Source organism: Tessaracoccus terricola (assembly GCF_054776555.1).
This window is the reverse complement of record NZ_BAAHBS010000007.1, coordinates 72,832-96,348: the sequence shown is the minus strand read 5'-3', so window position 1 is coordinate 96,348 and position 23,517 is coordinate 72,832. Positions and strand designations below refer to the sequence as shown.

The 23,517-nt window shown below is 68.8% G+C and carries 25 protein-coding genes; 6 read left to right on the top strand and 19 right to left on the bottom strand.

Annotated features, from left to right (window positions below; translation table 11 throughout):
- Positions 1-3: 3 nt before the first annotated feature.
- Genes ACYU7G_RS16360 through ACYU7G_RS16335 form a run of 6 tightly spaced genes read right to left on the bottom strand, consistent with a single transcriptional unit; the run spans position 4 to position 5,782 of the window.
- Entirely contained in the window at positions 4-1,245 is a 1,242-nt protein-coding gene (locus ACYU7G_RS16360; protein WP_461110047.1) for a cysteine desulfurase, read from the bottom strand.
- A gap of 47 nt (positions 1,246-1,292) precedes the next feature.
- Positions 1,293-2,063 (bottom strand): Fe-S cluster assembly ATPase SufC, encoded by a 771-nt coding sequence (gene sufC / locus ACYU7G_RS16355; RefSeq protein WP_461109796.1) that lies wholly within the window; start codon positions 2,061-2,063, stop codon positions 1,293-1,295.
- A gap of 23 nt (positions 2,064-2,086) precedes the next feature.
- Positions 2,087-2,422: a non-heme iron oxygenase ferredoxin subunit gene (locus tag ACYU7G_RS16350; RefSeq protein ID WP_461109794.1), complete on the bottom strand. Its 336-nt coding sequence runs from the start codon at positions 2,420-2,422 to the stop codon at positions 2,087-2,089.
- Positions 2,419-3,588 carry a Fe-S cluster assembly protein SufD gene (gene sufD / locus ACYU7G_RS16345; RefSeq protein WP_461109792.1) on the bottom strand — a complete coding sequence of 390 codons (1,170 nt, stop codon included), beginning with the start codon at positions 3,586-3,588 and terminating at the stop codon, positions 2,419-2,421. The genes ACYU7G_RS16350 and sufD overlap by 4 nt, the downstream gene beginning before the upstream one ends.
- 53 nt (positions 3,589-3,641) lie before the next feature.
- A complete protein-coding gene (gene sufB / locus ACYU7G_RS16340) occupies positions 3,642-5,087 on the bottom strand; it encodes a Fe-S cluster assembly protein SufB (RefSeq protein ID WP_461109790.1) in 1,446 nt (481 codons plus the stop codon).
- A gap of 5 nt (positions 5,088-5,092) precedes the next feature.
- Complete coding sequence (locus ACYU7G_RS16335; protein ID WP_461109788.1) at positions 5,093-5,782, bottom strand: helix-turn-helix transcriptional regulator; 690 nt, start codon at positions 5,780-5,782, stop codon at positions 5,093-5,095.
- A gap of 129 nt (positions 5,783-5,911) precedes the next feature.
- On the opposite strand from ACYU7G_RS16335, the gene ACYU7G_RS16330 reads away from it, so the two are divergent.
- The gene (locus tag ACYU7G_RS16330) at positions 5,912-6,622 is read left to right on the top strand and encodes an ABC transporter ATP-binding protein (RefSeq protein WP_461109786.1); all 711 of its coding nucleotides are present in this window, start codon (positions 5,912-5,914) and stop codon (positions 6,620-6,622) included.
- Positions 6,619-7,362: an ABC transporter permease gene (locus tag ACYU7G_RS16325; protein ID WP_461109784.1), complete on the top strand. Its 744-nt coding sequence runs from the start codon at positions 6,619-6,621 to the stop codon at positions 7,360-7,362. The genes ACYU7G_RS16330 and ACYU7G_RS16325 overlap by 4 nt, the downstream gene beginning before the upstream one ends.
- An 18-nt stretch (positions 7,363-7,380) precedes the next feature.
- On the opposite strand, the gene ACYU7G_RS16320 is transcribed toward ACYU7G_RS16325, so the two are convergent.
- Positions 7,381-8,280: a heme o synthase gene (locus ACYU7G_RS16320; protein WP_461110046.1), complete on the bottom strand. Its 900-nt coding sequence runs from the start codon at positions 8,278-8,280 to the stop codon at positions 7,381-7,383.
- A gap of 162 nt (positions 8,281-8,442) precedes the next feature.
- Here ACYU7G_RS16320 and zwf point away from each other — a divergent pair, with 162 nt between their 5' ends.
- The 3 genes from zwf to pgl are packed head-to-tail and all read left to right on the top strand — an operon-like array spanning position 8,443 to position 11,629.
- Entirely contained in the window at positions 8,443-9,975 is a 1,533-nt protein-coding gene (gene zwf / locus ACYU7G_RS16315) for a glucose-6-phosphate dehydrogenase (RefSeq protein ID WP_461109782.1), read from the top strand.
- A gap of 14 nt (positions 9,976-9,989) precedes the next feature.
- Positions 9,990-10,898 (top strand): glucose-6-phosphate dehydrogenase assembly protein OpcA, encoded by a 909-nt coding sequence (locus tag ACYU7G_RS16310; protein WP_461109780.1) that lies wholly within the window; start codon positions 9,990-9,992, stop codon positions 10,896-10,898.
- Positions 10,895-11,629 carry a 6-phosphogluconolactonase gene (gene pgl / locus ACYU7G_RS16305; protein WP_461109778.1) on the top strand — a complete coding sequence of 245 codons (735 nt, stop codon included), beginning with the start codon at positions 10,895-10,897 and terminating at the stop codon, positions 11,627-11,629. The genes ACYU7G_RS16310 and pgl overlap by 4 nt, the downstream gene beginning before the upstream one ends.
- 63 nt (positions 11,630-11,692) lie before the next feature.
- Here the strand turns inward: pgl and ACYU7G_RS16300 are convergent, their stop codons facing one another.
- The 12 genes from ACYU7G_RS16300 to ACYU7G_RS16245 form a co-directional block, all read right to left on the bottom strand.
- Positions 11,693-12,049, bottom strand: a complete 357-nt coding sequence (locus ACYU7G_RS16300) for an RNA polymerase-binding protein RbpA (RefSeq protein WP_461109776.1) — start codon at positions 12,047-12,049, stop codon at positions 11,693-11,695.
- A 55-nt stretch (positions 12,050-12,104) separates the two neighbouring features.
- Positions 12,105-12,365: a preprotein translocase subunit SecG gene (gene secG, locus ACYU7G_RS16295; protein ID WP_461109774.1), complete on the bottom strand. Its 261-nt coding sequence runs from the start codon at positions 12,363-12,365 to the stop codon at positions 12,105-12,107.
- A 218-nt stretch (positions 12,366-12,583) separates the two neighbouring features.
- On the bottom strand, positions 12,584-13,369 hold the full coding sequence (tpiA, locus tag ACYU7G_RS16290; RefSeq protein ID WP_461109772.1) for a triose-phosphate isomerase: 786 nt from the start codon (positions 13,367-13,369) through the stop codon (positions 12,584-12,586).
- Positions 13,369-14,580: a phosphoglycerate kinase gene (locus ACYU7G_RS16285; RefSeq protein WP_461110045.1), complete on the bottom strand. Its 1,212-nt coding sequence runs from the start codon at positions 14,578-14,580 to the stop codon at positions 13,369-13,371. Before ACYU7G_RS16285 ends, tpiA begins: the two co-directional genes overlap by 1 nt.
- Positions 14,581-14,614: 34 nt before the next feature.
- Positions 14,615-15,610 (bottom strand): type I glyceraldehyde-3-phosphate dehydrogenase, encoded by a 996-nt coding sequence (gene gap, locus ACYU7G_RS16280; RefSeq protein WP_461109770.1) that lies wholly within the window; start codon positions 15,608-15,610, stop codon positions 14,615-14,617.
- 151 nt (positions 15,611-15,761) lie between these two features.
- The gene (gene whiA / locus ACYU7G_RS16275) at positions 15,762-16,745 is read right to left on the bottom strand and encodes a DNA-binding protein WhiA (protein ID WP_461109768.1); all 984 of its coding nucleotides are present in this window, start codon (positions 16,743-16,745) and stop codon (positions 15,762-15,764) included.
- A gap of 17 nt (positions 16,746-16,762) precedes the next feature.
- Positions 16,763-17,749 (bottom strand): gluconeogenesis factor YvcK family protein, encoded by a 987-nt coding sequence (locus ACYU7G_RS16270; RefSeq protein WP_461109766.1) that lies wholly within the window; start codon positions 17,747-17,749, stop codon positions 16,763-16,765.
- Positions 17,746-18,621: an RNase adapter RapZ gene (gene rapZ, locus ACYU7G_RS16265; RefSeq protein ID WP_461109764.1), complete on the bottom strand. Its 876-nt coding sequence runs from the start codon at positions 18,619-18,621 to the stop codon at positions 17,746-17,748. Before rapZ ends, ACYU7G_RS16270 begins: the two co-directional genes overlap by 4 nt.
- Before the next feature lie 21 nt (positions 18,622-18,642).
- On the bottom strand, positions 18,643-19,266 hold the full coding sequence (locus ACYU7G_RS16260) for a CbiQ family ECF transporter T component (RefSeq protein ID WP_461109762.1): 624 nt from the start codon (positions 19,264-19,266) through the stop codon (positions 18,643-18,645).
- Positions 19,263-19,967, bottom strand: a complete 705-nt coding sequence (locus ACYU7G_RS16255) for an energy-coupling factor ABC transporter ATP-binding protein (protein WP_461109760.1) — start codon at positions 19,965-19,967, stop codon at positions 19,263-19,265. Before ACYU7G_RS16255 ends, ACYU7G_RS16260 begins: the two co-directional genes overlap by 4 nt.
- A complete protein-coding gene (locus ACYU7G_RS16250; RefSeq protein WP_461109758.1) occupies positions 19,967-20,566 on the bottom strand; it encodes a biotin transporter BioY in 600 nt (199 codons plus the stop codon). Before ACYU7G_RS16250 ends, ACYU7G_RS16255 begins: the two co-directional genes overlap by 1 nt.
- A 48-nt stretch (positions 20,567-20,614) precedes the next feature.
- Complete coding sequence (locus ACYU7G_RS16245; RefSeq protein WP_461109757.1) at positions 20,615-22,081, bottom strand: helix-turn-helix domain-containing protein; 1,467 nt, start codon at positions 22,079-22,081, stop codon at positions 20,615-20,617.
- A 137-nt stretch (positions 22,082-22,218) separates the two neighbouring features.
- On the opposite strand from ACYU7G_RS16245, the gene aceA reads away from it, so the two are divergent.
- Positions 22,219-23,496, top strand: coding sequence for an isocitrate lyase (gene aceA, locus ACYU7G_RS16240; protein ID WP_461109756.1), 1,278 nt, complete (start codon positions 22,219-22,221; stop codon positions 23,494-23,496).
- The last annotated feature ends 21 nt before the right edge of the window (positions 23,497-23,517 follow it).

Genomic DNA, 23,517 nt, shown 5'->3' with positions numbered 1-23,517 from the left:
GGCTCAACCCCCGAATCGCGGTGCGAAGTAGTTGCGGGTGTGCACCAGCGCGTCGGCGAGGGCGTCGATCTCCGCGGTGGTGGTGTACAGGTAGGACGAGGCACGGGTGGAGCTCTGGTGCCCGAGCCGCTTGTGCAGGGGGCGGGCGCAGTGGTGGCCGCCACGGATGGCGACGCCGCGCGAGTCCAGCACCTGCATCACGTCGTGCGGGTGGACCCCGTCCAGGTTGAAGGAGATGGCGCTGCCCCGCTCCACGGCCTCCTTGGGCCCCAGGATCGTGAGTCCCTCGATCGCCTGCAGCTTGTCCAGGGCGTAGGCCGTGATCTCGTGGTCGTGGGCCTCGATGGCGTCCATCCCCACGGCCTCGAGGTACTTCACCGCGGCACCCAGACCGACCGCCTGCGCGATCGGCGGGGTGCCGGCCTCGAACCGGTAGGGCGGGGCCGCGAAGGTGGAGTGACCCATCTCCACCACCTCGATCATCTCGCCGCCACCCAGGAACGGCGGCAGGGAGGCGAGCAGGTCGTAACGGCCCCAGAGGACGCCGATGCCGGTGGGCCCGAGCATCTTGTGCCCGGTGAACGCCATCAGGTCAGCCCCGAGCGACTCCACGAAGGTGGCCTGGTGCGGCACGGCCTGCGAGCCGTCCACCACGACGGTGGCGCCCACCTCGTGCGCCTTCGCGGCGATCTCGGAGACCGGGTTGCGCGTCCCGACGACGTTCGAGACCCACACCAGCGAGACGATCTTCGTGCGCTCGTTGATCAGGGAGTCCCGCTCGGCGGCCTCCAGGTCGAGGCGGCCGTCGTCGGTGACGTCGAACCAGCGCAGCGTGGCGCCGGTGCGTTCGCACAGCAGCTGCCACGGCACGATGTTCGAGTGGTGCTCCATCACGGAGATCACCACCTCGTCACCCGGCTGCAGACCGGCCCCCAGGCTGTGGGCCGCGAGGTTCAGCGCCTCGGAGGCGTTCTTGGTGAAGATGACCTCCTCGGGGCGCGCGGCTCCGATGAAGCCTGCGACGGCGCTGCGTGCGCCCTCGTAGGCCTCGGTGGCCTCCGCCCCGAGGAGGTGCATCGCCCTGGCCACGTTCGCGTTGTGTCGGGAGTAGTGCTCCGACAGCGCGTCGATCACGGCCTGCGGCTTCTGCGACGTGTTCCCCGAGTCCAGGTACACCAGGGGCTGGTCCCCCTGGGTGCGCGACAGGATCGGGAAATCGCGCCTGATGGCGTCGACGTCGAACACGTTCACCTTCTCTTCCTGGGGCTTGTCCGGTTTGCCGGTCAGGTGGCTCAGACCGCTGCGGCTGCAGCAGCCTTGACGTACTCCTCGTAGCCGTTGGCCTCGAGCTTGTCGGCGAGCTCGCGGCCGCCGGACTCGACGATCTGTCCGTTGACGAACACGTGCACGAAGGTCGGGTCAATGTAGCGCAGGATGCGGGTGTAGTGCGTGATCAGCATCAGCGCACGGTCGCCCTTCTCCGCGAACTTGTTGACACCCTCGGAGACGATGCGCAGGGCGTCGATGTCGAGGCCGGAGTCGGTCTCGTCGAGGATGGCTGCCTTCGGGTTCAGCAGCTCGAGCTGGGCGATCTCGTGGCGCTTCTTCTCACCGCCGGAGAAGCCCTCGTTGACCGAGCGGCTCGCGAAGGACTTGTCGAGCTGCAGGCCCTCGAGGGCCTTCTCGACGTCCTTGACCCAGGTGCGCAGCTTCGGGGCCTCGCCGTCCAGGGCGGTCTTGGCGGTGCGCAGGAAGTTGGACACGGACACGCCGGGGACCTCGACCGGGTACTGCATGGCCAGGTACAGCCCGGCCTTGGCGCGCTCGTCGACGCTGAGCTCGGTGAGCTCCTCGCCGTCGAGGGTGACGGAGCCGGAGGTGATCTCGTACTTGGGGTGGCCGGCGATGGCGTAGGCCAGGGTGGACTTGCCGGAGCCGTTGGGGCCCATGATGGCGTGGATCTCACCCGGGTTGATCGTCAGGTTGACGCCCTTGAGGATCTGCTTGGGGCCGTCCTCGGTGAGGACGTCGGCGTGCAGGTCGGTGATCTTGAGAGTGGACATTTCTTGGGTGCTCCTCTGGGTTTTCAGTTCGTGAAGTCAGTGATGGTCGAGTCGGGATCGACCTGGATGTTGCCGTCCTCGATCCGGACCGGGAACACCCGGACCGGTTCGGTGGCGGGCAGGTTCAGGACCGCGCCTGTGGCCAGGTCGAAGCGGGACCCGTGCAGGTAGCACTCGATGGTCCCGCCCTCGACGTCGCCCTCCGACAGCGGCACGTTGCCGTGCGAGCACTCGTCCTCGATGGCGTACAGGTTGCCCTGGTGACGCACGATCGCGACGGTCAGCTCGTCGTCGACGTCCGCGGCCAGCGGAACGTCGTCGACCAGCTCGCCCAGCTCCGCGACGGTGACGAAGGTCATGCGCCGGCCTTGACCGCTTCCAGCGTCTCGAGCTCGCGCTCGACGCGCTCGAGCATCTTGTTCTCGATCTCGTCGACGTCGATGCGCCGGATGATGTCCCAGAAGAAGCCGTGCACGACGAGACGGCGGGCCTCCTGCTCCGGGATGCCGCGGCTGCGCAGGTAGAACAGCTGCAGGTCGTCGAAGCGACCGGTGGACGAGGAGTGGCCGGCACCGGCGATCTCGCCGGTCTCGATCTCCAGGTTCGGCACGGAGTCGGCCTGGCAGCCCTCGGTGAGCAGCAGGTTCTTGTTGGACTCGTAGGTGTCGATGCCCTCGGCGGCCTTGCGGATCAGCACGTCGCCGATCCACACGGCGTGCGCGCCCTTGCCCTGCAGCGCGCCGCGGTAGTCCACGTTGGACTTGGTGTGGGGCTCGTTGTGGTCCACGAACAGGCGGTGCTGGATGTGCTGCTCGTTGTCCACGAAGTACAGGCCGTAGCCCTCGAGCTCGCCGCCGGGTCCGTCGTAGCGGAAGTTCTCCTGCAGGCGCACCGCGGCACCACCCAGGGAGGCGGTGACGGTCTTCACGTGGGCGTTGCGACCGACGCTCAGCGAGCGCTGGCCACCGTGGACCGCGTCGTCGGCCCAGTCCTGGACGGTGACGAGGTTCAGCTGCGCCCCCTCACCGACGATGAAGTCGGACTTCTCCGCGAACAGGGCCGAGCCCTCGAAGCGGAAGATGACGGTGGCGCGGGCGTTGGTGCCGACGCTGAGGATGAAGTGGTCGCGGGCCACCTCACCGTTGCCGGTGGCGGTGAACACGATCGGCTCGGTGTAGTCGCCGTCGGCCGGGATCTGGATGTGCGTGCGGCGGCCGCTGCGGTCCGCGGCGACGGCCGAGACGCGGTCGACGGGGGCCTCGACGGCCAGGCCGCGGGCCTCGTCGGAGCTGATCTCGGTGACGGTGACGCCCTCAGGGAGGTCGGCCTGCCAGTCCAGGGAACCGGCCTCGGCCTCGGCGTCGAAGAGTCGCTTCAGCTTCTTCACCGGGGTGAAGCGCCAGATCTCCTCACGGCCGGTCGGGACCGGGTGGTCGGCCAGGTCCCACGAGGGCGTGGGGTGGAGGTGCGACTCGACGGTCTCGATGGCAGCGGCCACATTCGGGGTTTGGGCAGTGGTGGTCAATTGGGGTTCCTTCTCGTACTCGAACTCTTGATGCCTGGGACGGGGGCCGGCGGTCAGCCGACCGCACCCTCCATCTGGAGCTCGATCAGGCGGTTGAGCTCGAGCGCGTACTCCATGGGGAGCTCACGGGCGATGGGCTCGATGAAGCCGCGCACGATCATGGCGGTGGCCTCGAGCTCGTCCATGCCGCGGCTCATCAGGTAGAACAGCTGGTCCTCGGAGACCTTCGAGACGGTGGCCTCGTGGGCCATCGAAACGTCCTCCTCGCGGATGTCCACGTAGGGGTAGGTGTCCGAGCGGGAGATGGTGTCCACCAGCAGGGCGTCGCACATCACGCCGGAGGACGAGTGCACGGCGCCCGGGTCCACCTGCACGAGGCCACGGTAGGAGGAACGGCCGCCGCTGCGGGCCACCGACTTGCTCACGATGGAGCTGGTGGTGTGCGGGGCGCAGTGCACCATCTTGGAGCCGGCGTCCTGGTGCTGGCCCTCGCCGGCGAAGGCGATGGACAGGGTCTCGCCGTGGGCGTGCTCGCCCATAAGGTAGACGGCCGGGTACTTCATGGTGACCTTGGAACCGATGTTGCCGTCGATCCACTCCATCGTCGCGCCCTCCTCGCAGGTGGCGCGCTTGGTGACGAGGTTGTAGACGTTGTTGGACCAGTTCTGGATGGTCGTGTAGCGGCAGCGGGCGTTCTTCTTCACGATGATCTCGACGACGGCGCTGTGCAGCGAGTCGGACGAGTAGATCGGGGCGGTGCAGCCCTCGACGTAGTGCACGTAGGCACCCTCGTCGACGATGATCAGGGTCCGCTCGAACTGGCCCATGTTCTCCGTGTTGATGCGGAAGTACGCCTGCAGCGGGATCTCGACGTGGACGCCCTTGGGGACGTAGATGAAGGAGCCACCGGACCACACGGCCGTGTTCAGCGCGGCGAACTTGTTGTCGCCGACGGGGATGACGGTGCCGAAGTACTCCTCGAAGATCTCGGGGTGCTCGCGAAGTGCGGTGTCGGTGTCCAGGAACAGGACGCCCTGGCGCTCGAGCTCCTCGTTGATCTTGTGGTAGACCACCTCGGACTCGTACTGGGCCGCGACGCCTGCGACGAGGCGGGCCTTCTCCGCCTCGGGGATGCCGAGCCGGTCGTAGGTGGTCTTGATGTCCTCGGGCAGGTCCTCCCAGGTCTGGGCCTGCTTCTCGGTGGAACGCACGAAGTACTTGATGTTGTCGAAGTCGATGCCGCTCAGGTCCGCGCCCCAGTTGGGCATGGGCTTGCGCTCGAACATCTTGAGGCCCTTGAGGCGCAGGTCACGCATCCACTGGGACTCGCCCTTCAGGTCAGAAATGTTGTTGACGACGTCCTCGTTGAGGCCACGACGGGCGGCCTGGCCGGCCTCGTCGGAGTCGTGCCACCCGAACCGGTAGTTGCCGAGGGCATCGAGGTGCTCGTCCTGGGTGGAGCCCAGGCCGGGGGCCTGCTGCGGTGCTGTCTGTGTCATGAAAGTCACTTCCTGCTAGAGAGCGAGATCGGGGTGGGTAGTGGTTTGGGGACGTGCGTGGTGCAGACACCGTCGCCGTGGGCGATGGTGGCAAGCCGTTGCACGTGGGAGTCGAGGAGGCGACCGAACAGCTGGGTCTCCACCTCGCACAGCATCGGGAACTCGGCCGCCACGTGGGCCACCGGGCAGTGGTGCTGCAGGAGCTGGTCACCGGAGCGAACCGGACGCACGGACGGGGCGTACCCGTCCTCGCCGAGTGCCTCGATGAGCAGTTCCATCGCCGGGCGGTCGGGCTCGAGGGCCCGCAGGTCCTCGAAGCGTTCCTCGAGGTGCTCGAGGCGTTCGGTGGCCAAGTCCCGGACGGCCGTCGGGCCCACCGCGTCGACGAGCTTGCGGATGGCGGCGATGGCCAGGTCATCATAGGCCTGTTTGAACTCGGAGCGCCCATGGTCTGTCAGGGCGAAGACCTTCGACGGACGTCCTCGACCGCGCTGGCCGTAGACCCGCTGCTCGTGCTGGTCCAGGATTCCCTCCGCCAGGAGGGCGCCGAGATGGCGCCGGATGGCTGCCGGGGTCAGCTCGAGCCGTTCGGCGAGCTGGCGCGCTGTCGAGGGACCTTCATCGAGGATGCTGCGGATCACCCGCTGCCGGGTCGAGACCTCTGCCTCGTTCTCCACCTCAACGTCTTGTGACACGGCCTACCCCCTCCCTTCGGTAATTGCGCACTCCAGTGTTTCGTAATCCAGTTTTGTTTTCAAATAAGGGTTGCCTGCCCAACCTTGCGGGCGAACACCCCGTCGCGGACCGTCGGTAGGCTGTCACTCGTGCAAACCTCCCCTGTGCTCGTGGCGCGCGACGTCAGCGTGAGCTTCAACGGCGTCGCAGCCCTCGCCGGCCTGGACCTGGACGCCACACCCGGGAGGGTCACCGCCCTGCTCGGCCCCAACGGCGCCGGCAAGACCACCTTCATCCGCTGCTGCACGGGTCTGGTCACCCCCGATTCCGGCACCGTCGAACTGTTCGGAGCCGCTCCCGGATCGGCGACGGCGCGGGCCCGAGTGGGGCTGATGCCGCAGTCGACGGGCGCCTGGTCCGCCATCACCCCGGCACACCTGCTGCGCTACCTCGCCCGACTCTACGCCTCTCCACAGCCGGTGCCCGAACTGGTTTCGAGGCTCGGGATCGGGCCTTTCGAAAACACCCCCTACCGTCGCCTCTCCGGGGGTCAGCAGCAGGCGGTCAACCTGGCCGGGGCACTGGTGGGTCGACCGGGTCTGGTGTTCCTCGACGAGCCGACGGCCGGCCTCGACGTCAGGGCCAAGCGCAACGTCTGGGCGCTGGTCACCGAGGTCCGGGCAGCGGGGGTCGCCGTCGTCCTGACCACCCACGACATGCACGAGGCCGCGGAACTCGCCGACGAGGTGGCCATCATCGACCGCGGCACCATCACCGCCCGGGGAAGCGTGGCGGACCTCACCCGCCACGCGGACCTCGAGGAGGTCTTCCTCGCCAACACCACCGGAGACCGCGAATGAGCCTCGACCTGTCTCCCACCGGAACCGCCGCGCCCCGTCGCCAGCAGGTCCTCGCCCACGCCCGGACCGAGGCCACCCTGATCATCAGGAACGGCGAGCAGGCACTGCTGGCCCTCGTCATCCCGATCGCGATCCTGTTCGGCGGCCGCTTCTTCGGTGACCGTCTGGGCCTGCCCTTCGCCACGACAGCTCCTTCGGTGCTGGCACTGGCCATCTGGTCGTCCTGCTTCACCTCGCTGGCGATCGCCACGGGCTTCGAACGGCGCTACAACGTCCTCGAGCGCCTGTCCGCCACCCCGCTCGGCAAGACCGGGATCCTGCTCGGGAAGGCCCTGGGGATCGCGGCCATCACCACCGCCCAGGTGGCGGTGCTCGGAATGGTGGCGCTGGTGCTCGGCTGGCGGCCGATGCCCGACACGGTCCACGTCCTGGTGGCGCTCGGGTGCGCGGCCCTCGCCATGGTCGCCTTCGCGGGGCTGGCCCTGTCACTGGCGGGGACGGCGCGCCCCGAGGTGACCCTCGCCCTGGCGAACCTCGTCTACCTCGTCGGCATGGCTGCCGGGATCATGCTCCCGGCGGACCGCTACCCGACGTGGCTGCAACCGGTCATCCAGTTGCTGCCCACCGGGGCGCTCGGAGAGGGACTCCGCTCGGGGACGCCGCTGTCGCTCGTGGTCCTGGCGGCTTGGTCCGTCATCGGGCTGGCGCTGGCCCGGAGGGTGTTCTCCTGGACCTCCTGAGCCGGTGGCGCGGCGGGATCAGGTGAGCAGCGGGTCCACGGCCATGGCGAGGAACAGCAGCGCCAGGTAGCTGTTGGACCAGTGGAACAGGCGCATCGCCTTCAGCTGCGCACCCTCCAGCCCGGCGCGGGCGCGCAGCAGCAGCCGGACGGCCTCCACCAGGAACACGGCGCCAGTGACGGCGGCAACCACCGGGTAGATCCAGCCCGTGGGGGCCACGGGCCACAGCAGCAGTGAGACCGCCACCGTCGCCACGGAGTAGACCAGGATCTGGGTGGCCACCTGCGGTGCGGTGCGCACCACGGGAAGCATCGGGACGCCGGCTGCCGCGTAGTCGTCCTTGTAGCGGAACGCCAGCGCCCAGGTGTGGGGCGGCGTCCACAGGAACACGATCATGAACATGATGAAGGGCGCCACGGCCAGTTCGCCGGTGACGGCGGTCCAGCCGATGAGGGGTGGGAAGCAACCGGCGATGCCACCCCAGACGATGTTCTGGGACGTGCGGCGCTTCAACCACATGGTGTAGATGAAGACGTAGAAGGCGTTGGCGCCGAGCGCCAACCCGGCCGAGAGCCAGTTCGCCCCGAACCCGAGGATCAGCGTTGAGGCGACGGCGAGCACGAACCCGAAGACCGTGGCGGCCGCGGTGCTCACCTGGTGCCGGGGCATCGGGCGGCGGCGCGTGCGGCGCATCACCTCGTCGATGTCGCGGTCCAGGATGCAGTTGAAGGTGTTGGCGCTGGCCGCGGCGAACAAGCCTCCGAAGAGCGTCCAAACGACGAGGTCCCAGCGGGGCAGGCCCTGCGCCGCGAGGAACATCGCAGGCAGGGTGGTGACCAGCAGCAGTTCGATGATCCTGGGCTTGGTCAGGGCGACATAGGCCTTGACCACGTCCATGACGCCCGCACGGACCTCCATCGTCTGGTCCACAGTTCCAGCCACCACGTTTTCAGTCCTCCAACCGTCACTTCCGCGGCGAGTCTACCCCGGGTTGCCCGCGAACGCCGATACGGGAAACGGGCATGCCGTTTGCACACTAAGGTGGGGGACGCCGTTCGTCGAAAACTGCCGAGGAGCCCGATGTCGATCCTGAGCACGAACCCGCTGCGCGATCCACAGGATCGTCGCCTGCCCCAAATCGCCGGACCCTGCGTCCTGGTGATCTTCGGGGTGACGGGTGACCTGTCCCGCAAGAAGCTGATGCCTGCGGTCTACGACCTCGCGAACCGCGGGATGTTGCCGCCCGGCTTCGGCCTGGTGGGCTTCGCGCGGCGTGACTGGGCCACCCAGGACTTCGCGCAGCAGGTTCATGACGCCGTGAAGGAGAACGCTCGCACCGAGTTCCGCGAGGAGGTCTGGGAGCAGTTGCTCGAGGGCATCCGCTTCGTGCCCGGGACCTTCGACGACGACGACGCGTTCATCCGCCTGCGCGACACCATCCACGAACTGGACAACGCCCGCGGCACCGGCGGGAACCACGCGTTCTACTTGTCCATCCCGCCCTCGAGCTTCGAGATCGTCGTCAGCCAGCTGAAGCGCCACGGCCTCACCGACCGCACCGAGGACAACTGGAACCGCGTGGTAATCGAGAAGCCTTTCGGGCACGACCTCGCCTCCGCCCAGGACCTGAACAAGGTGGTTTCCTCCCTGTTCGAGCCGCACGAGGTGTTCCGCATCGACCACTACCTGGGCAAGGAGACCGTCCAGAACCTGATGGCGCTGCGGTTCGCGAACCAGATGTTCGAACCCATCTGGAACAACCACTACGTCAGCCACGTCCAGATCACGATGGCCGAGGACATCGGTATCGGCGGCCGCGCCGGCTACTACGACGGCATCGGCGCCGCCCGGGACGTCATCCAGAACCACCTCCTGCAGCTCCTGGCGCTGACCGCCATGGAGGAGCCGACGTCGTTCGAGGCCTCGCAGCTGCGCGCGGAGAAGAAGAAGGTGCTGGCCGCCGCCCGGGTGCCCGACGACATGGACACCCACACGGCCCGCGGCCAGTACTCGGCCGGCTGGCAGGGCGGGCGGCCCGTGAAGGGCTACCTCGAGGAGGACGGGGTGGACGCGTTGTCCAACACGGAGACCTATGCCGCCATCCGCGTCGACGTCGAGAACCGGCGCTGGGCCGGGGTGCCGTTCTACCTGCGGGCCGCCAAGCGCATGCCCCGTCGCGTGACGGAGGTGGCGCTGAGTTTCAAGCGGGCGCCGCACCTGCCGTTCACCAAGACCGACACCGAGGAGCTCGGCGTGAACGCCCTCGTGATGCGGATCCAGCCCGACGAGGGCGTCACCCTGCGCTTCGGCGCCAAGGTGCCGGGCACCCAGATGGAGATCCGTGAGGTCTCGATGGACTTCGGCTACGGCGGCTCGTTCACCGAGACCTCTCCGGAGGCCTACGAGCGCCTGATCCTGGACGTCCTGCTGGGAGATCCGCCGCTGTTCCCGCTGCAGGAGGAGGTGGAGCTGAGCTGGAAGATCCTGGACGCCGTGATCGAGCACTGGGCCGCCCAGACCGAACAGCCCCAGCCCTACGTTGCCGGCAGCTGGGGTCCCCAGTGCGGGATCGACATGCTCGCAGCCGACGGCTTCACCTGGCGACGCCCGTAGAAGGAGATCCTCACATGATCATCGAACTCAACGACACCTCCACCAAGGAGATCGCCGCCGAGCTGCTACGCGCACGCCAGAGCGTCGGCGGCACCGGCGGCATGGTCCACACGCTCATCGTCGTGGCAGAGGACCACAACAGCGCCGACGTGTTCGAGGCCGCCCAGGCGTCCGCCCGGGCCCATCCGTCCCGCGTGATCGTCGTGGTCTACTCCGATGCCGAGGAGCCGCACCTGGACGCCGAGATCCAGGTGGGTGAGGGCACCCCCGGGGACCTGCTGGCCCTGCGGATCCACGGCTCCGAGATCCGCGAGCACGCCGGCTCCGTGATCCTGCCGCTGCTCCTGCCGGACTCCCCCACCATCGTCTGGTGGCCGCACGAGGCGCCCGAGAATCCCGCCAGTGACCCGGTCGGTGCGCTCGGAAACCGCCGCATCACCGATGCCGCGGGCAGCGAGGACCCGAAGCACGCCCTCACCACCCGGGCCCGCAACCACACCCCGGGGGACACGGACCTGAGCTGGACCCGGCTGACCCGCTGGCGGGCGCTGCTGGCGGCCTCCCTGGACCAGTACCCGCACACCGTCACCGGCGCCGTCATGAGGGCCGCCCACGACAACGCCCCAGCGATGCTGCTCGCCGCCTGGCTGGAGACCCGGCTCGGCGTCGAGGTGCGGATGGAGGACCACTCCCGTCCCGGCGTCAGCGAGGTCCGCCTCGAGACCGCCGACGGTGACGTCGTGATCAACCGTGGCAACTCGGACACCATCGCGCTGTACAACGTCCCCGGACAGCCGGAGCGGAAGGTGGCACTCAAGCGTCGTCCCCTCACGGAACTGTTGACCGAGGAGCTCCAGCGGATGGACGCCGACGACATCTTCGAGGCGGCGGTGAGCAGGGTCCTTGAAAAGGTCGGGCCGTGACCTTCCAACGCGTGGCACGCCTCTCCGACGCCGCCGAACTGGCCGACGTCGTGGCGCACCGCTTCCTGGACCGGATCGTCGCCCTCCAGGGCGTCAAGGACGTCGTGCACGTCTGCCTCACTGGCGGCACGACGGCCAACCTCCTCTACGAGCGGTTCGCGGACCTCGTGCCGGGCTCTGGGCTGGACGTCTCGCGGCTGCAGCTGTGGTGGAGCGACGAACGCTTCGTGCCCGCCACGGACCCGGACCGCAATTCGCTGCAGGCCGTCACGCGGCTGGCCCGCACCCTTGAGGTGAACTCCGCCACCACCCACATGATGCCTGCCGCCGACGGTCGCCTGGACGCGCACCAGTGCGCCTCCGAGTACGCCTCCGAGCTCGGGGACACCCATTTCGACATCACACTGCTGGGGGTCGGGGAGGACGGGCACGTCGGCTCCATCTTCCCCAACCACCAGAGCTTCGAGGCCACCACCAAGACCGTCATCGGGGTGACCGAGTCCCCGAAGCCACCGGCGGAGCGGATCACGCTGACCATCCCCGCTCTCAACCGCACCGACGAGTTGTGGTTCATTGCCAACGGCACCCCCAAGGCCGACGTCGTCGCGCGCGCCATCCAGGGCGACAAGTCCCTGCCGGCGGCCCACGCGCAGGGTGAACGAGCCACCTACTGGTTCATCGACCGCGAGGCCGCGGCCAGGCTGCCCGAGCAGTACCGCTGCGAGTTCTAGACAGCTTCCGGACGAAGCAGAAGGCCGGGCCCCGAAAGGGACCCGTCCTTCTTGTTCAGTCTTCTAGTAGATGACCTCGCCGGACGCGCGGCGGGCGCGCAGGGCGGCGACGGCCTCCTCGAGGATCTCCTTCGCCTCGGCCTCGGTGCGACGCTCCTTCACGTAGGCGAGGTGCGTCTTGTAGGGCACGATCTTCGGCGGCGGCGGCGGGTTCTCCGCGTCGGTGTTGGCCGGCAGGCCGCAGCGCGGGCAGTCCCAGGACTCCGGGATGGCCGCGTCGACGGCGAAGGCGGGGCGGGTCTCGTGGCCGCTCGCGCAGAAGTAAGAGACGTGAAGCCTGGGTGCGGAATCCCCGCGCTCAGCTTCGCCCATTGGTCCGGCACCTACACGGCTACCGCGGATGGCGTTGCCACCTGCCACAGCTACTCCTCCACTACTTCGTGTTCAACTATCTTTACTACGACTTCTGGATTGCTCAGAAACTGATCTTGTACAGCACGAGCAATGCAACGATCGTCAGCACCCAAACAGCCGTCAGGACCACCGTCAGGCGGTCCAGCCTGCGCTCCGCCGTGGAGGCACCACCCATCGAGGAGGACATGCCGCCGCCGAAAAGGTCCGACATTCCGCCGCCACTGCCTTTGTGGAGGAGCACGGATGCGGCCAGGAGGGCGCTGAGGATGATCAGGATGATCGAAAGCGTCGTAATGGGCCAGCTCAGAAGGGGGACAATCACGCGGCCGAGTCTACCCGAGCGTTCAGGAATCTCCACATCGGAGGGCACCCGCGCCCACGTTGCGGGACGGTGCGTGACCCGACATACCGAGCGGGGATCGGCCGAGAAGGTAGCGGGCCACCTTCCCTGCGATTCCTGTCGGCGTGTCGGGTCGGGTGGGGCCGGGCATGGCAAGAGCCCCGGGGACCAAGGTCCTCGGGGCTCTTCGCGGGTGTTCGTCAGGCGGGCAGGTCGTAGAACCGCACGATGGCGGCGAACTCCTCCGGCTGCAGGCTGGCCCCGCCGACGAGCGCGCCGTCGACGTCGGGCTGGGCCATCAGCTGGGCCACGCTACCGGCCTTGACGGAGCCGCCGTACTGGATGCGGACGGCGTCGGCGGTGGGCTGGTCGTACAGGGCGGCGACGTCGGCACGGATCGCGCCGCAGACCTCCTGCGCATCGGCCGGGGTGGCCACCTCGCCGGTGCCGATGGCCCAGACGGGCTCGTAGGCGATGACGAGGCCGGCGACCTGCTCGGCCGTCAGGCCGGCGAGGGTGCCGCGCACCTGGTCCAGCGTGTACTCGACGTGGGTGCCCTCCTTGCGGATGTCCAGGCCCTCCCCCACGCAGATGATCGGGGTCATGCCGGCGGCGAGGACCTTCTTCGCCTTGGCGTTGATCAGCTCGTCGGTCTCGCCGTGGTACTGGCGGCGCTCAGAGTGGCCGATGACCACGTAGGACACCTGAAGCTTGGCCAGCATGTCCGCGCTGATCTCACCGGTGTAGGCGCCCGAGTCGTGCTCGGAGACGTTCTGAGCGCCGAGGATGATCGGCATGCGCTCGCCGTCGATGAGGGTCTGCACGGTGCGCAGGTCCGTGAAGGGCGGGATGACGACGCACTCGGACTTGGTGCCGTCGTACTCCTTGTCGGCCAGCGTCCACGCGAGCTTCTGCACCAGACCGGTGGCCTCGACGTGGTTGAGGTTCATCTTCCAGTTGCCGGCCATGATCGGCTTGCGGGTCATCAGTTGTTTCCTTCCAGCACTGCGATTCCGGGCAGTTCCTTGCCCTCGAGGAACTCCAGCGACGCTCCGCCGCCGGTGGAGATGTGTCCGAACTCGTCGTCGGCGTGGCCGAGGACGCGGACAGCGGCCGCGGAGTCACCGCCGCCGACGACCGACAGGCCGTCGACCTCGGTGAGGGCCTTGGCCACGGCGGCCGTGCCCTTGGCGAGCTCGGCGATCTCGAACACGCCCATGGGGCCGTTCCAGAACACGGTCTTCGCGCCGCGGATGGCGTCGGCGAAGAGCTTCTCGGACTCGGGCCCGATGTCCAGGCCCTGCTTGCCGGCGGGGATTGCGTCGGCGGCCACGACGTCGACGGCACCCTTGACGGTGCGGTTGTCGAAGTCAGCGCCGTCTGCGACGCGGATGTCGGTGGGCAGGATGATCTGCTTGCCGGCGGCCGCGGCCTGCTCGAGGTAGGACTTGCAGGTCTCGATGTTGTCCTCGTCGAGCAGCGAGGCGCCGATGTCGTGGCCCTGCGCCTTGAGGAAGGTGAACAGCATGCCGCCGCCGATGACGAGGGTGTCCGCCACCTGCAGCAGGTTGTCGATGACCGACAGCTTGTCCGCCACCTTGGCGCCACCGAGCACGACGACGAAGGGACGCTCGGGCTCGCCGACGAGGCGGTTGAGGACGTCGACCTCCTTGCCGACCAGGTAGCCGGCGGCGTTCGGCAGCAGCTTGGCGACGTCGTAGACCGACGCCTGCTTGCGGTGGACGACGCCGAAGCCGTCGGAGACGAAAACGTCACCGAAGGCGGCGTACTTCTTGGCCAGCTCGGTGCGCTCGGCCTCGTCCTTGGACTCCTCGGCGGGCTCGTAGCGCACGTTCTCCAGCAGGGCGACGTCACCGTCGCCGAGGCCCTCGACGGTGGCCGTGGCGGAGTCTCCCACCACGTCACCGGCGAGCCGGACCTCGGTGCCGAGCAGCTCGGAGAGCCGCCCGGCCACCGGGGCCAGGGAGAACTTCGGGTTCACCGAACCCTTGGGGCGGCCCAGGTGAGCCATGATGACAATCCTGGCGTTGCTCTCGCGCAGCTTCTTCAGGGTGGGCAACGCGGCGCGGATGCGCCCGTCGTCGGTGATGGTCTCGCCATCCAGCGGGACGTTGAAGTCGCAGCGGATCAGGACCCGCTTTCCGGACAGGTCACCAAGATCGTCAATGGATCTCACCATGGGCTTTCCCTTCTTGTTCAGTTGTCTCGGATCAGAGCTTGCTGCCGACGAGGACGGTCAGGTCCACGAGGCGGTTGGAGTAGCCCCACTCGTTGTCGTACCAGCCGAGCACCTTGACCTGGTTGCCGATCACCTTGGTGAGCTTGGCGTCGAAGATGCAGGAGGCCGGGTCGGTCTCGATGTCCTTGGACACGATCTCGTCCTCGGTGTAGACGAGCACCTTGCCGTCGGCGGCCTTCTTGATGATCTCGTTGATCTCCTCGACGGAGGTCTCACGCGAGGCCTCGAAGGTGAGGTCGGTGGCGGAGCCGGTGGGGGTGGGAACGCGCATGGCGTAGCCGTCCAGCTTGCCCTTCAGCTCGGGCAGCACCAGGGCGACGGCCTTGGCCGCACCGGTGGTGGTGGGGACCATGTTGAGGGCGGCGGCGCGGGAGCGACGCAGGTCCTTGTGGGGACCGTCCTGCAGGTTCTGGTCGGCGGTGTAGGCGTGGATCGTGGTCATCAGGCCCTTGGTGATGCCGATGCCGTCGTTCAGCGCCTTGGCCATCGGGGCCAGGCAGTTGGTGGTGCAGGACGCGTTGGAGATGATGTGGTGCGCGGCCGGGTCGTACAGGTTGTCGTTGACACCCATGACCACGGTCAGGTCCTCGTTCTTCGCCGGGGCGGAGATCAGGACCTTCTTGGCGCCGGCGTCGATGTGCGCCTTGGCCTTGGTGGCGTCGGTGAAGAAGCCGGTGGACTCGATGACGATGTCAACGCCCAGCTCTGCCCAGGGGAGGTTCGCGGGGTCCTTCTCGGCGAAGGCCTTGATCTCCTTGCCGCCGACGATGATGGCGTCGTCGTCGTAGCTGACCTCGTCGGCGAAGCGGCCGAGGATCGAGTCGTACTTCAGGAGGTGCGCGAGCGTCTTGTTCTCGGTGAGGTCGTTGACGGCAACTACCTCGAGGTCGGCGCCGGAAGCGACCAGGGCGCGGAAGTAGTTGCGGCCAATGCGGCCGAAGCCGTTGATTCCAACCTTGACGGTCATATGGATAGATCCCCTTCAAGAGATACCTGACGGTACGCACCACGGCTTGATCCAGCAGCACGCACGCGCCATTCGGACGATCCCATCCTAATCACTCCGGTTTCAGGGGAACAGTCGGGGTGCAACATGCGGGCACCCGCTGCTCGGGACCTCAGTCCACCTCGCGCATGTCCGCCGGGAGGCTGGCCTCGGTGTTGGGCACGCCGGCCGCGTCGGCGGCCTTGTCAGCGGTGGAGAGCAGTCGGCGGATGCGGCCGGCGATGGCGTCCTTGGTGAGCACCGGATCGTGCAGGCGGCCCAGTTCCTCGAGGCTGGCCTGGCGGTGCTCCAGCCGCAGTTCGCCCGCCATCCGCAGGTGGTCCGGGACGTCCTCGCCGAGGATCTCGAGGGCGCGCTCCACCCGGGCGCTGGCGGCGACGGCGGCCCTCGCGGAGCGGCGCAGGTTGGCGTCGTCGAAGTTGGCGAGGCGGTTGGCCTGGGCGCGGACCTCGCGGCGCATGCGACGCTCCTCCCAGACCAGGCGTGCCTCCTGGGCACCCATCCGGGTCAGCAGGTCGGCGATGGCCTCGCCGTCGCGCAGGACGACGCGGTCCACGCCCCGCACCTCGCGGGACTTGACCTGGATCCCGAGCCGGCGCGCTGCGCCGATCAGGGCCAGAGCGGCCTCGGAGCCGGGGCAGGTGATCTCCAGCGACATGGAGCGCCCGGGCTCGGTGAGGGACCCGCGGGCGAGGAACGCGCCGCGCCACACGGCGACCGCGTCGGCGATGGAGCCGCCCACCACCACCGGCGGCAGGCCCCGCACGGGCCGACGCTGCTGGTCCACCAGGCCGGTGAGGCGGGCCAGCGCCTCACCGTCGCGGACCACCCGCACGGTGTAGCGAGTGGTGCGGCGCAGGCCGGAGGAGTTGATGACGAGCATCTCGCTCTCGAGCGAGTACAGCTCCGCGATGAATGAGCGCAGGCGCCGTGCGGCGGCGTTGGTGTCCAGCTCGGCCTCCACGACGATGCGGCCCCCGACCAGGTGCAGTCCCCCGCCGAAGCGCAGCATCGCCGCCACCTCGGCACGTCGCGCGTTCGGGTGCGGCGTGACCACGGCGGCGAGCTCGGACTTGACCTTCTGCGTCAGTGCCATTGCATTCATCCTGTCATTCACTCGGTGGGACCGGTGGCGGTCTCCAGAACCTCGGAGAGTACAGCCGCCAGCCGGTTCGGGTCATGCCGCGGGGAGCCGTCACGCATGGCGACGTCCGCACTCAACAGGGTGGCACCGAGCGAGGCCACGTAGGCCTCGAGGTGCGGGTCCGTGGAGGCGAAACCCTTGTCCGCCACCACGACGTCGAGCGTCAGCCGCGGGGCGTGCTCGGCGAGCAGTTCGATGTGGCGGGAGGCGGAGAAGCCGTCGGTCTCGTCGGCGGGCGCGAGGTTCAGCACCAGCACCCGCTGGGCCTTGGTGGTGACGATGGCCTCGGCGAGGTCCGGCACCAGCAGGTGCGGGATCACCGACGTGAACCAGGAGCCGGGGCCCAGCACGATGCTGTCGGCAGCCATCACGGCCTCGACGGCCTCCGGGCGTGCCGGGGGCGACGACGGCACCAGCCGGACGGACTGGACGGTGGAGCGGGTCTTGGCGACGCTGGCCTGGCCGCGCAGGGTGGCCAGTTCGTCGGGCGCGACGGGGTCGAGCCCTATCACGTCCGCCTCGATCTCCAGCGGCACGGAGCTCATCGGCAGCACCCGGCCACGGGTGCGCAGCAGGTCCCCCACCATGTCCAGCCCGGCCACCGGGTCGTCCAACTGCTGCCACAGGCCGGCGATCAGGAGGTTGCCGATGGCGTGGCCGGCCAGGCTGCCGTCGCCACCGAAGCGGGACTGCAGGACGCGGGCCCAGGTGCGGCCGACGTGGTCGTCACTGCAGAGCGCGGCCAGCGCCATCCGCAGGTCCCCCGGCGGCAGGCACCCGAACTCGTCGCGGAGCCGGCCCGAGGAGCCGCCGTCGTCGGCGACGGTGACCACAGCGGTGAGCCGGTCGGTGAGGCGGCGCAACGCGGTGAGCGAGACGGACAGGCCGTGGCCGCCGCCGAACGCGACCACCCTCGGTGCCAGGACCAGGTCCCCGCCGGGGCGCTGCACGTTCATTCCTTCCCCAGGTCCCGGTGCAGGACTTTCACGGCGAACCCCTCTTCCCGCAGCCGGTTGGCCAGTTCCTCGCTCATCGAGGTGGAGCGGTGCTTGCCGCCGGTGCAGCCAACGGCGATGGTGACCTGGCGCTTGCCCTCCACGAGGTAGCCGGGGGCGACCGTGCGGACCAGGTCCACCATGTTCTCCTGGAACTGCGCGGCCGCGTCCTGGCCCAGCACGTAGTCGGCCACGTCCTTGGACAGGCCCGTCTTGGGGCGCAGTTCCGGCACCCAGAACGGATTGGGCAGGAACCGGACGTCGAAGACGATGTCGGCGTCCACGGGCACGCCGTTCTTGAAGCCGAACGAGATCAGCGAGACCTTCAGGTTGTCGGTCTCCTCGCTGCCGAAGTGGTTGGAGATGCGCTGCGCGAGCTGGCGGGCGCTGAGCCGCGAGGTGTCCACGACGATGTCGGCGCTGGCCCGCATGTCGGCCATCAGGCGTCGCTCGCGGGTGATGCCGTCGACGAGTCGGTCGTCACCCTGCATCGGCAGCGGGCGCCGGCTGGACTCCTGGCGCTGGACGATGATGTCGTCGGTGGCCTCGAGGTAGAGCACGGTGACCTCGCAGCCGCGGGCGCGGAGTTCCTCCAGCGCGACGGGGATCTGCTCGAACTGCACCCGGGAGCGGACGTCGAGGACGACCGCGACCCGCAGTTCCCCCACAGAGCGCATCTGCTGTGCCAGTTCCGGGAGCATCAGGGGCGGCAGGTTGTCGATCACGTACCAGCCCAGGTCCTCCATCGTGTGGGCGGCGGTGCGGCGCCCGGCCCCGGACATGCCGGTGACGATCACGAAACGCTGGAGGTCTGTGGTGGGAGCTGCTGCCATGCCCCACAGCCTAGTGGGGCTTCAGGACCGGCTGTCGCCGATGCCACGCGCCTGCAGCGCCTCACCAGTGCGCTCGGCGTAGCCGACGGCGCCCAGCATCACGGGTGTGAGCAGCCGGGCGGGGTTGCGGCCGAGGCCGCGGGCACCGGCTGCGGCGCGGGCGTCGTCGACAGTGCCCATCAGGAACGGGATGGAGCGGATCATCAGGGCGACGGCGAGTGCCGCCTGCGCGGGGTCTAGGCGGAGCAGCCGCAGCGGCGTCAGTGCCGTGGCCAGGGCGTCCATCAGTACCGGCATTGACGTGGTGAGCGTCAGCATGCGGGCGGCAAGCACTGCGACGAGGATGTTGCCGGGCCGCATCACTGCGGCCGTGGGGTGGAGCGTGACGAGGTGGAACCCGAGCAGTACCGCGAGCATGGCCCACAGCATCCAGCCCAGACGCAGCATCCGTCCCGGGCCCAGGCCCGACGTGGCCGCCACCGCCAGCACCACGGCGAGGGAGGCGAGGGTGAACCACCACTGCGCCACCACCAGCGTCGGGACGCTGAGGGCCAGCACCAACAGGTACTTCCAACCCACCGGCAGCCCGAACAGCCACCCGGGTCCGGGCTGGAAGATTCCGAAGACGCTCGTGTGGGTGTTCACGGCCCCACCCGCATGGCCGACTCGTAGGACGAGATCGACTCCCCCGGCGGGCCGTCGGCGACGATGCGGCCGCCATCGACGACGATGACCCGCTGCGCGTCGGCGGCCACGTCCATGTCGTGGGTGGAGTAGATGACCTGCTGCGGGAGCTCGGCGAAGGTGGCGCGCAGGGCCAGCTTGTTGCGCAGGTCCAGCAGCGTGGTGGGCTCGTCGGCGACGATGACGCGCGGCTGGACGGCCAGCACGCTGGTGAGGGCGACGAGTTGTCGCTCGCCACCGGAGAGGTCGTAGATGCTCTGGTGCGCGAGGTGCCCGATGCCGCGCTCGTCGAGCAGTTGTTGGGCGGCGCGGGTGCGCTCCTTGCGGTTGCGCACGGTTGCGCGCAGGCTGAGCTCGACGTCCTCGATGGGCGTGGACATCAGCAGTTGCGCGAGCGGGTCGGTGAAGATGAACCCCACCTGGGCGCGGACGGCCCGGACGTCGTCGACGGTGGAGTGCCCGCCCACCCGGATGCTGCCGGAGGTGGGTTGCCGCATCCCGTTGAGCAGCCGCAGCAGCGTCGACTTGCCGGACCCGTTGGCCCCGATGACGCAGATCCGGTGCTCCGCCAGGCGGAGGGTGACGTCGTCGAGGAGCGTGCGGTCGGGCTGGCCGTGCCGGCTGCCCGGCACCACCACGCTGACGCCGTCGAGTTCGATCATCAGCGGCCCAGCAGCCTCGGGAACGCCTTGTGGACGGCGAAGGCGAGCATGGCGGCGATCACGGACTTGACCAGGTCCCCGATCCAGAACGGCAGGTCCACCAGCAGGGCGGCCGGGACGTCGATGCCGAGGGTGCCGGTGAGCCCCACCAGCGCGAACGGGAGGATCACGAGGTAGCGGGAGGCGAGCACGCCGAGGAACAACCACACCGGCGTCATGGGGCTGAGGCCGCGGCGGACCGCCCACTTGGCCACCAGTCCCGTGACGATGGCCGCGAACGGGAACGCCAGCAGGTAGCCGACGGTGGGCCCGGCCAGTACCGCCAGTCCGGCCTTGCCGCCGGCGAAGATCGGGAGCCCGGCCAGGCCGGCCACGACGTAGAGCGCGACGGCGGCGAAACCGCGGAGCGGGCCGAGGCACAGGCCGCACAGCGCCACCCCGAGGGTCTGCAGCGTGATGGGCACGGCAACGGCACCCAGCGGGATGGCCGGGGCCAGCGAGAGGGCCGCGAGGAGGGCGGCGAACACTGCGATCTGGGCCAGGTCGGGGGCGCTGAAGCCCCGGGTGCGGGCGCTGGACGTGGCTGTCGTGGAGGTCATGTCATCCATTGAACACCACCCCTTGAACAGTGTTCAAGTCGGGGTTCCTCAAGCATGGGCGTCGAGGAACTGGAAGACCTCGGTGTCGTCGACCCCGGGGAAGGTCCCGGGCGGGAGCGCCGCCAGGAGGTGGGCGTGGGTGCGGGCGCTGGGCCAGGCGTGCCCCTCCCACCGGCCGGTCAGGTCCTCGGGCGCACGGCGGCAGCAGGTCGGGTCCGGGCAACGGGACACTGAGCGCTCCGGGGTGTCCCGGCCCCGGAACCACTTGGAGTCTCGGTAGGTCACCCCGATGCAGGTGGAGAAGTAGCCGGCGCTGGCGCGCTCCACCCGTGCCGTGCACCAGAAGGTGCCGTTCGGCGTGTCGGTGTACTGGTTGAAGGCGTTGAACTTGTCAGCGACGTCGAAGACCTGCCGGGAGGTCCAGTACCGGCACACCGGCTGTCCCTCGATGGCCCCGAGGTTGTCCTTGGGGAAGGTCACGCCGTCGTTCTCGTAGGCCTTGTAGATGATCCCGGACTCGTGCACGCGCTGGAAGTGGACGGGGATCCCGAGGTGCTTCGTGGACAGGTTCGTGAACCGGTGGGCGGCGGCCTCGTAGCTGACGGCGAACGCGTCGCGCAGGTCCTCGACCGCCAGCTCGCGCCGCTCCTTGGCCTGCTGCAGGTAGCCGACGGCCGTGGCCTCCGGCATCAGCAGGGCGGCGGCGAAGTAGTTGGTCTCCACCCGCTGCCGCAGGAAGTCGCCGTAGCTGGTGGGCGGCGAGTGCCGCAGCACGTAGCTGCCCAATGCCTGCAGCAACACCGAACGCGGTTCGTGGTCCGTGGAACTGGCGGCGGGCAGGTAGATCCGCATGTGCTTGAGGTCGGTCACCGAGCGGGTGGAGTGCGGCAGGTCCCCCACGTGGTGCAGCGCGAACCCGAGGTGCTCGGTGATCTCGCCGATGAAGTGCTGGGACAGCGGCCCGGACTCATACCCCACCCGGGCGAGGAGCTTCGCAGCCTCCGCCTCGATGCCCCCGAAGTAGTTGTCCTGCGCCCGCATCTCGGCGCGCAGCTTCGCGTTGGCGCGGCGCGCCTCCTCCGGGGTGGCGATCCGCTCCTCCGCGTCGCGGGCCAGCTCCCGGTGGAGGGCGACGAGCGCCTCGAGCACCTCCATCGGCATCCGCGGCGAGATCCGCACTGGCGGCAACGCCCGCGCCCGGGCCAGCGGGGAGCGCATCAGGCGCTCCAGCTCGATCTCCAACTGGGCCCGTCGATTGGGCACGGGCGCGGTGATCTCGTCTAGCGTCGCGCCGTAGAGACGGGCGAGCTTCTGCAGGTTCGACAGCTTCGCCTCCCGCTTGCCGGTCTCCATCAGCGAGAGCTGGGAGGCGGCGATCCCGGACTCGGCCGCCACCTGCGCCAGGGTCAGTCCACGCTCCTTGCGGAGGTGGCGCAGCTGGCGCCCCAGCGAAAACGGGTCGAAAACATCTGTCTCGACATCAAGATTTGCTCGGTCATCCTCGTCGACAGCCATGAAATTCAGCATACGGGAATTTCTACGTTTCTTTCCACGAAATTCATCTAGGAATTCCTTGCACGGCCCGCCAACGTTGTGTTCCACGAGGGGCCCGCACCGGCGCCGGCCCCGGCAAGACGAAGGAAGTGATCCCCATGTTGGAGCCGATCTCGGCCGAACTCATCGAGCACGACTGGCAGCACAACCCCCGCTGGGCGGACGTCCGACGCGACTACACCGCCGACGACGTGGTGCGGCTGCGCGGCCGGGTCCGGGAGGAGCACACCCTGGCCCACCGCGGCGCCGAGCGCCTCTGGGACAAGCTCCATTCCCAGGACTACGTCAACGCGCTCGGCGCCCTGACCGGCAACCAGGCGGTGCAGCAGGTCAAGGCCGGCCTGCAGGCCATCTACCTCTCGGGCTGGCAGGTGGCGGCCGACGCCAACCTCTCCGGCCAGACCTACCCGGACCAGTCCCTGTACCCCGCCAACTCGGTCCCGCAGGTGGTCCGCAGGATCAACAACGCGCTGCTGCGCGCGGACCAGATCGAGCACGCCGAGGGAATCCACACCGTCGAGGACTGGCTGGTCCCGATCGTCGCCGACGCCGAGGCCGGCTTCGGAGGCCCGTTGAACGCCTACGAACTCATGCTGTCCATGATCACCGCAGGCGCGGCCGGGGTGCACTGGGAGGACCAGCTCGCCTCGGAGAAGAAGTGCGGCCACCTCGGCGGCAAGGTGCTCATCCCCACCAAGCAGCACGAGCGCACCCTGAATGCAGCCCGACTGGCGTCGGACGTCGCCGGGGTCCCCACGGTGATCATCGCCCGCACGGACGCCGAGGCGGCCACGCTGATCACCTCCGACGTCGACGAGCGCGACCAGGAGTTCCTCACCGGGGAGCGCACCGCCGAGGGGTTCCACAAGATCCGCCCGGGCCTGGAGTCCTGCATCGCCCGCGGCCGCGCCTACGCCTCGTACGCGGACCTGCTGTGGATGGAGACCGCCACCCCGGACCTGGAGCTCGCGGCGAAGTTCGCCGAGGCCATCAAGGCCGAGCACCCGGACCAGAAGCTGGCCTACAACTGCTCCCCGTCGTTCAACTGGCGCAAGCACCTGGACGACGCCACCATCGCGAAGTTCCAGCGCGAGCTGGGCGCGATGGGCTACGCCTTCCAGTTCATCACCCTGGCCGGCTTCCACGCCCTGAACCACTCCATGTTCGACCTCGCGCAGGGCTACGCCCGCAACGGCATGTCCGCCTACGTCGAGCTGCAGGAGCGCGAGTTCGCCTCCGAGGCGCAGGGCTACACCGCCACCAGGCACCAGCGCGAGGTGGGGACCGGCTACTTCGACCAGATCGCCACCGCCATCAACCCCAGCAGTTCCACCACCGCCCTCACGGGCTCCACCGAGGCCGCTCAGTTCCACTGAGCCACACCCACACCCAGGAAG

What these genes read in the sequence shown, in the direction of transcription:
- zwf (WP_461109782.1), top strand. Translation starts at nt 8,443, where the DNA reads ATGTCGATCCTGAGCACGAACCCGCTGCGCGATCCACAGGATCGTCGC.
- ACYU7G_RS16245 (WP_461109757.1), bottom strand. Translation starts at nt 22,081, where the DNA reads ATGGCTGTCGACGAGGATGACCGAGCAAATCTTGATGTCGAGACAGAT.
- sufC (WP_461109796.1), bottom strand. Translation starts at nt 2,063, where the DNA reads ATGTCCACTCTCAAGATCACCGACCTGCACGCCGACGTCCTCACCGAG.
- ACYU7G_RS16255 (WP_461109760.1), bottom strand. Translation starts at nt 19,967, where the DNA reads ATGATCGAACTCGACGGCGTCAGCGTGGTGGTGCCGGGCAGCCGGCAC.
- ACYU7G_RS16350 (WP_461109794.1), bottom strand. Translation starts at nt 2,422, where the DNA reads ATGACCTTCGTCACCGTCGCGGAGCTGGGCGAGCTGGTCGACGACGTT.
- ACYU7G_RS16310 (WP_461109780.1), top strand. Translation starts at nt 9,990, where the DNA reads ATGATCATCGAACTCAACGACACCTCCACCAAGGAGATCGCCGCCGAG.
- aceA (WP_461109756.1), top strand. Translation starts at nt 22,219, where the DNA reads ATGTTGGAGCCGATCTCGGCCGAACTCATCGAGCACGACTGGCAGCAC.
- gap (WP_461109770.1), bottom strand. Translation starts at nt 15,610, where the DNA reads ATGACCGTCAAGGTTGGAATCAACGGCTTCGGCCGCATTGGCCGCAAC.
- sufB (WP_461109790.1), bottom strand. Translation starts at nt 5,087, where the DNA reads ATGACACAGACAGCACCGCAGCAGGCCCCCGGCCTGGGCTCCACCCAG.
- ACYU7G_RS16320 (WP_461110046.1), bottom strand. Translation starts at nt 8,280, where the DNA reads ATGGAGGTCCGTGCGGGCGTCATGGACGTGGTCAAGGCCTATGTCGCC.
- ACYU7G_RS16250 (WP_461109758.1), bottom strand. Translation starts at nt 20,566, where the DNA reads ATGACCTCCACGACAGCCACGTCCAGCGCCCGCACCCGGGGCTTCAGC.
- ACYU7G_RS16325 (WP_461109784.1), top strand. Translation starts at nt 6,619, where the DNA reads ATGAGCCTCGACCTGTCTCCCACCGGAACCGCCGCGCCCCGTCGCCAG.
- rapZ (WP_461109764.1), bottom strand. Translation starts at nt 18,621, where the DNA reads ATGGCAGCAGCTCCCACCACAGACCTCCAGCGTTTCGTGATCGTCACC.
- whiA (WP_461109768.1), bottom strand. Translation starts at nt 16,745, where the DNA reads ATGGCACTGACGCAGAAGGTCAAGTCCGAGCTCGCCGCCGTGGTCACG.
- ACYU7G_RS16270 (WP_461109766.1), bottom strand. Translation starts at nt 17,749, where the DNA reads ATGAACGTGCAGCGCCCCGGCGGGGACCTGGTCCTGGCACCGAGGGTG.
- tpiA (WP_461109772.1), bottom strand. Translation starts at nt 13,369, where the DNA reads ATGACCCGCAAGCCGATCATGGCCGGCAACTGGAAGATGAACCTCAAC.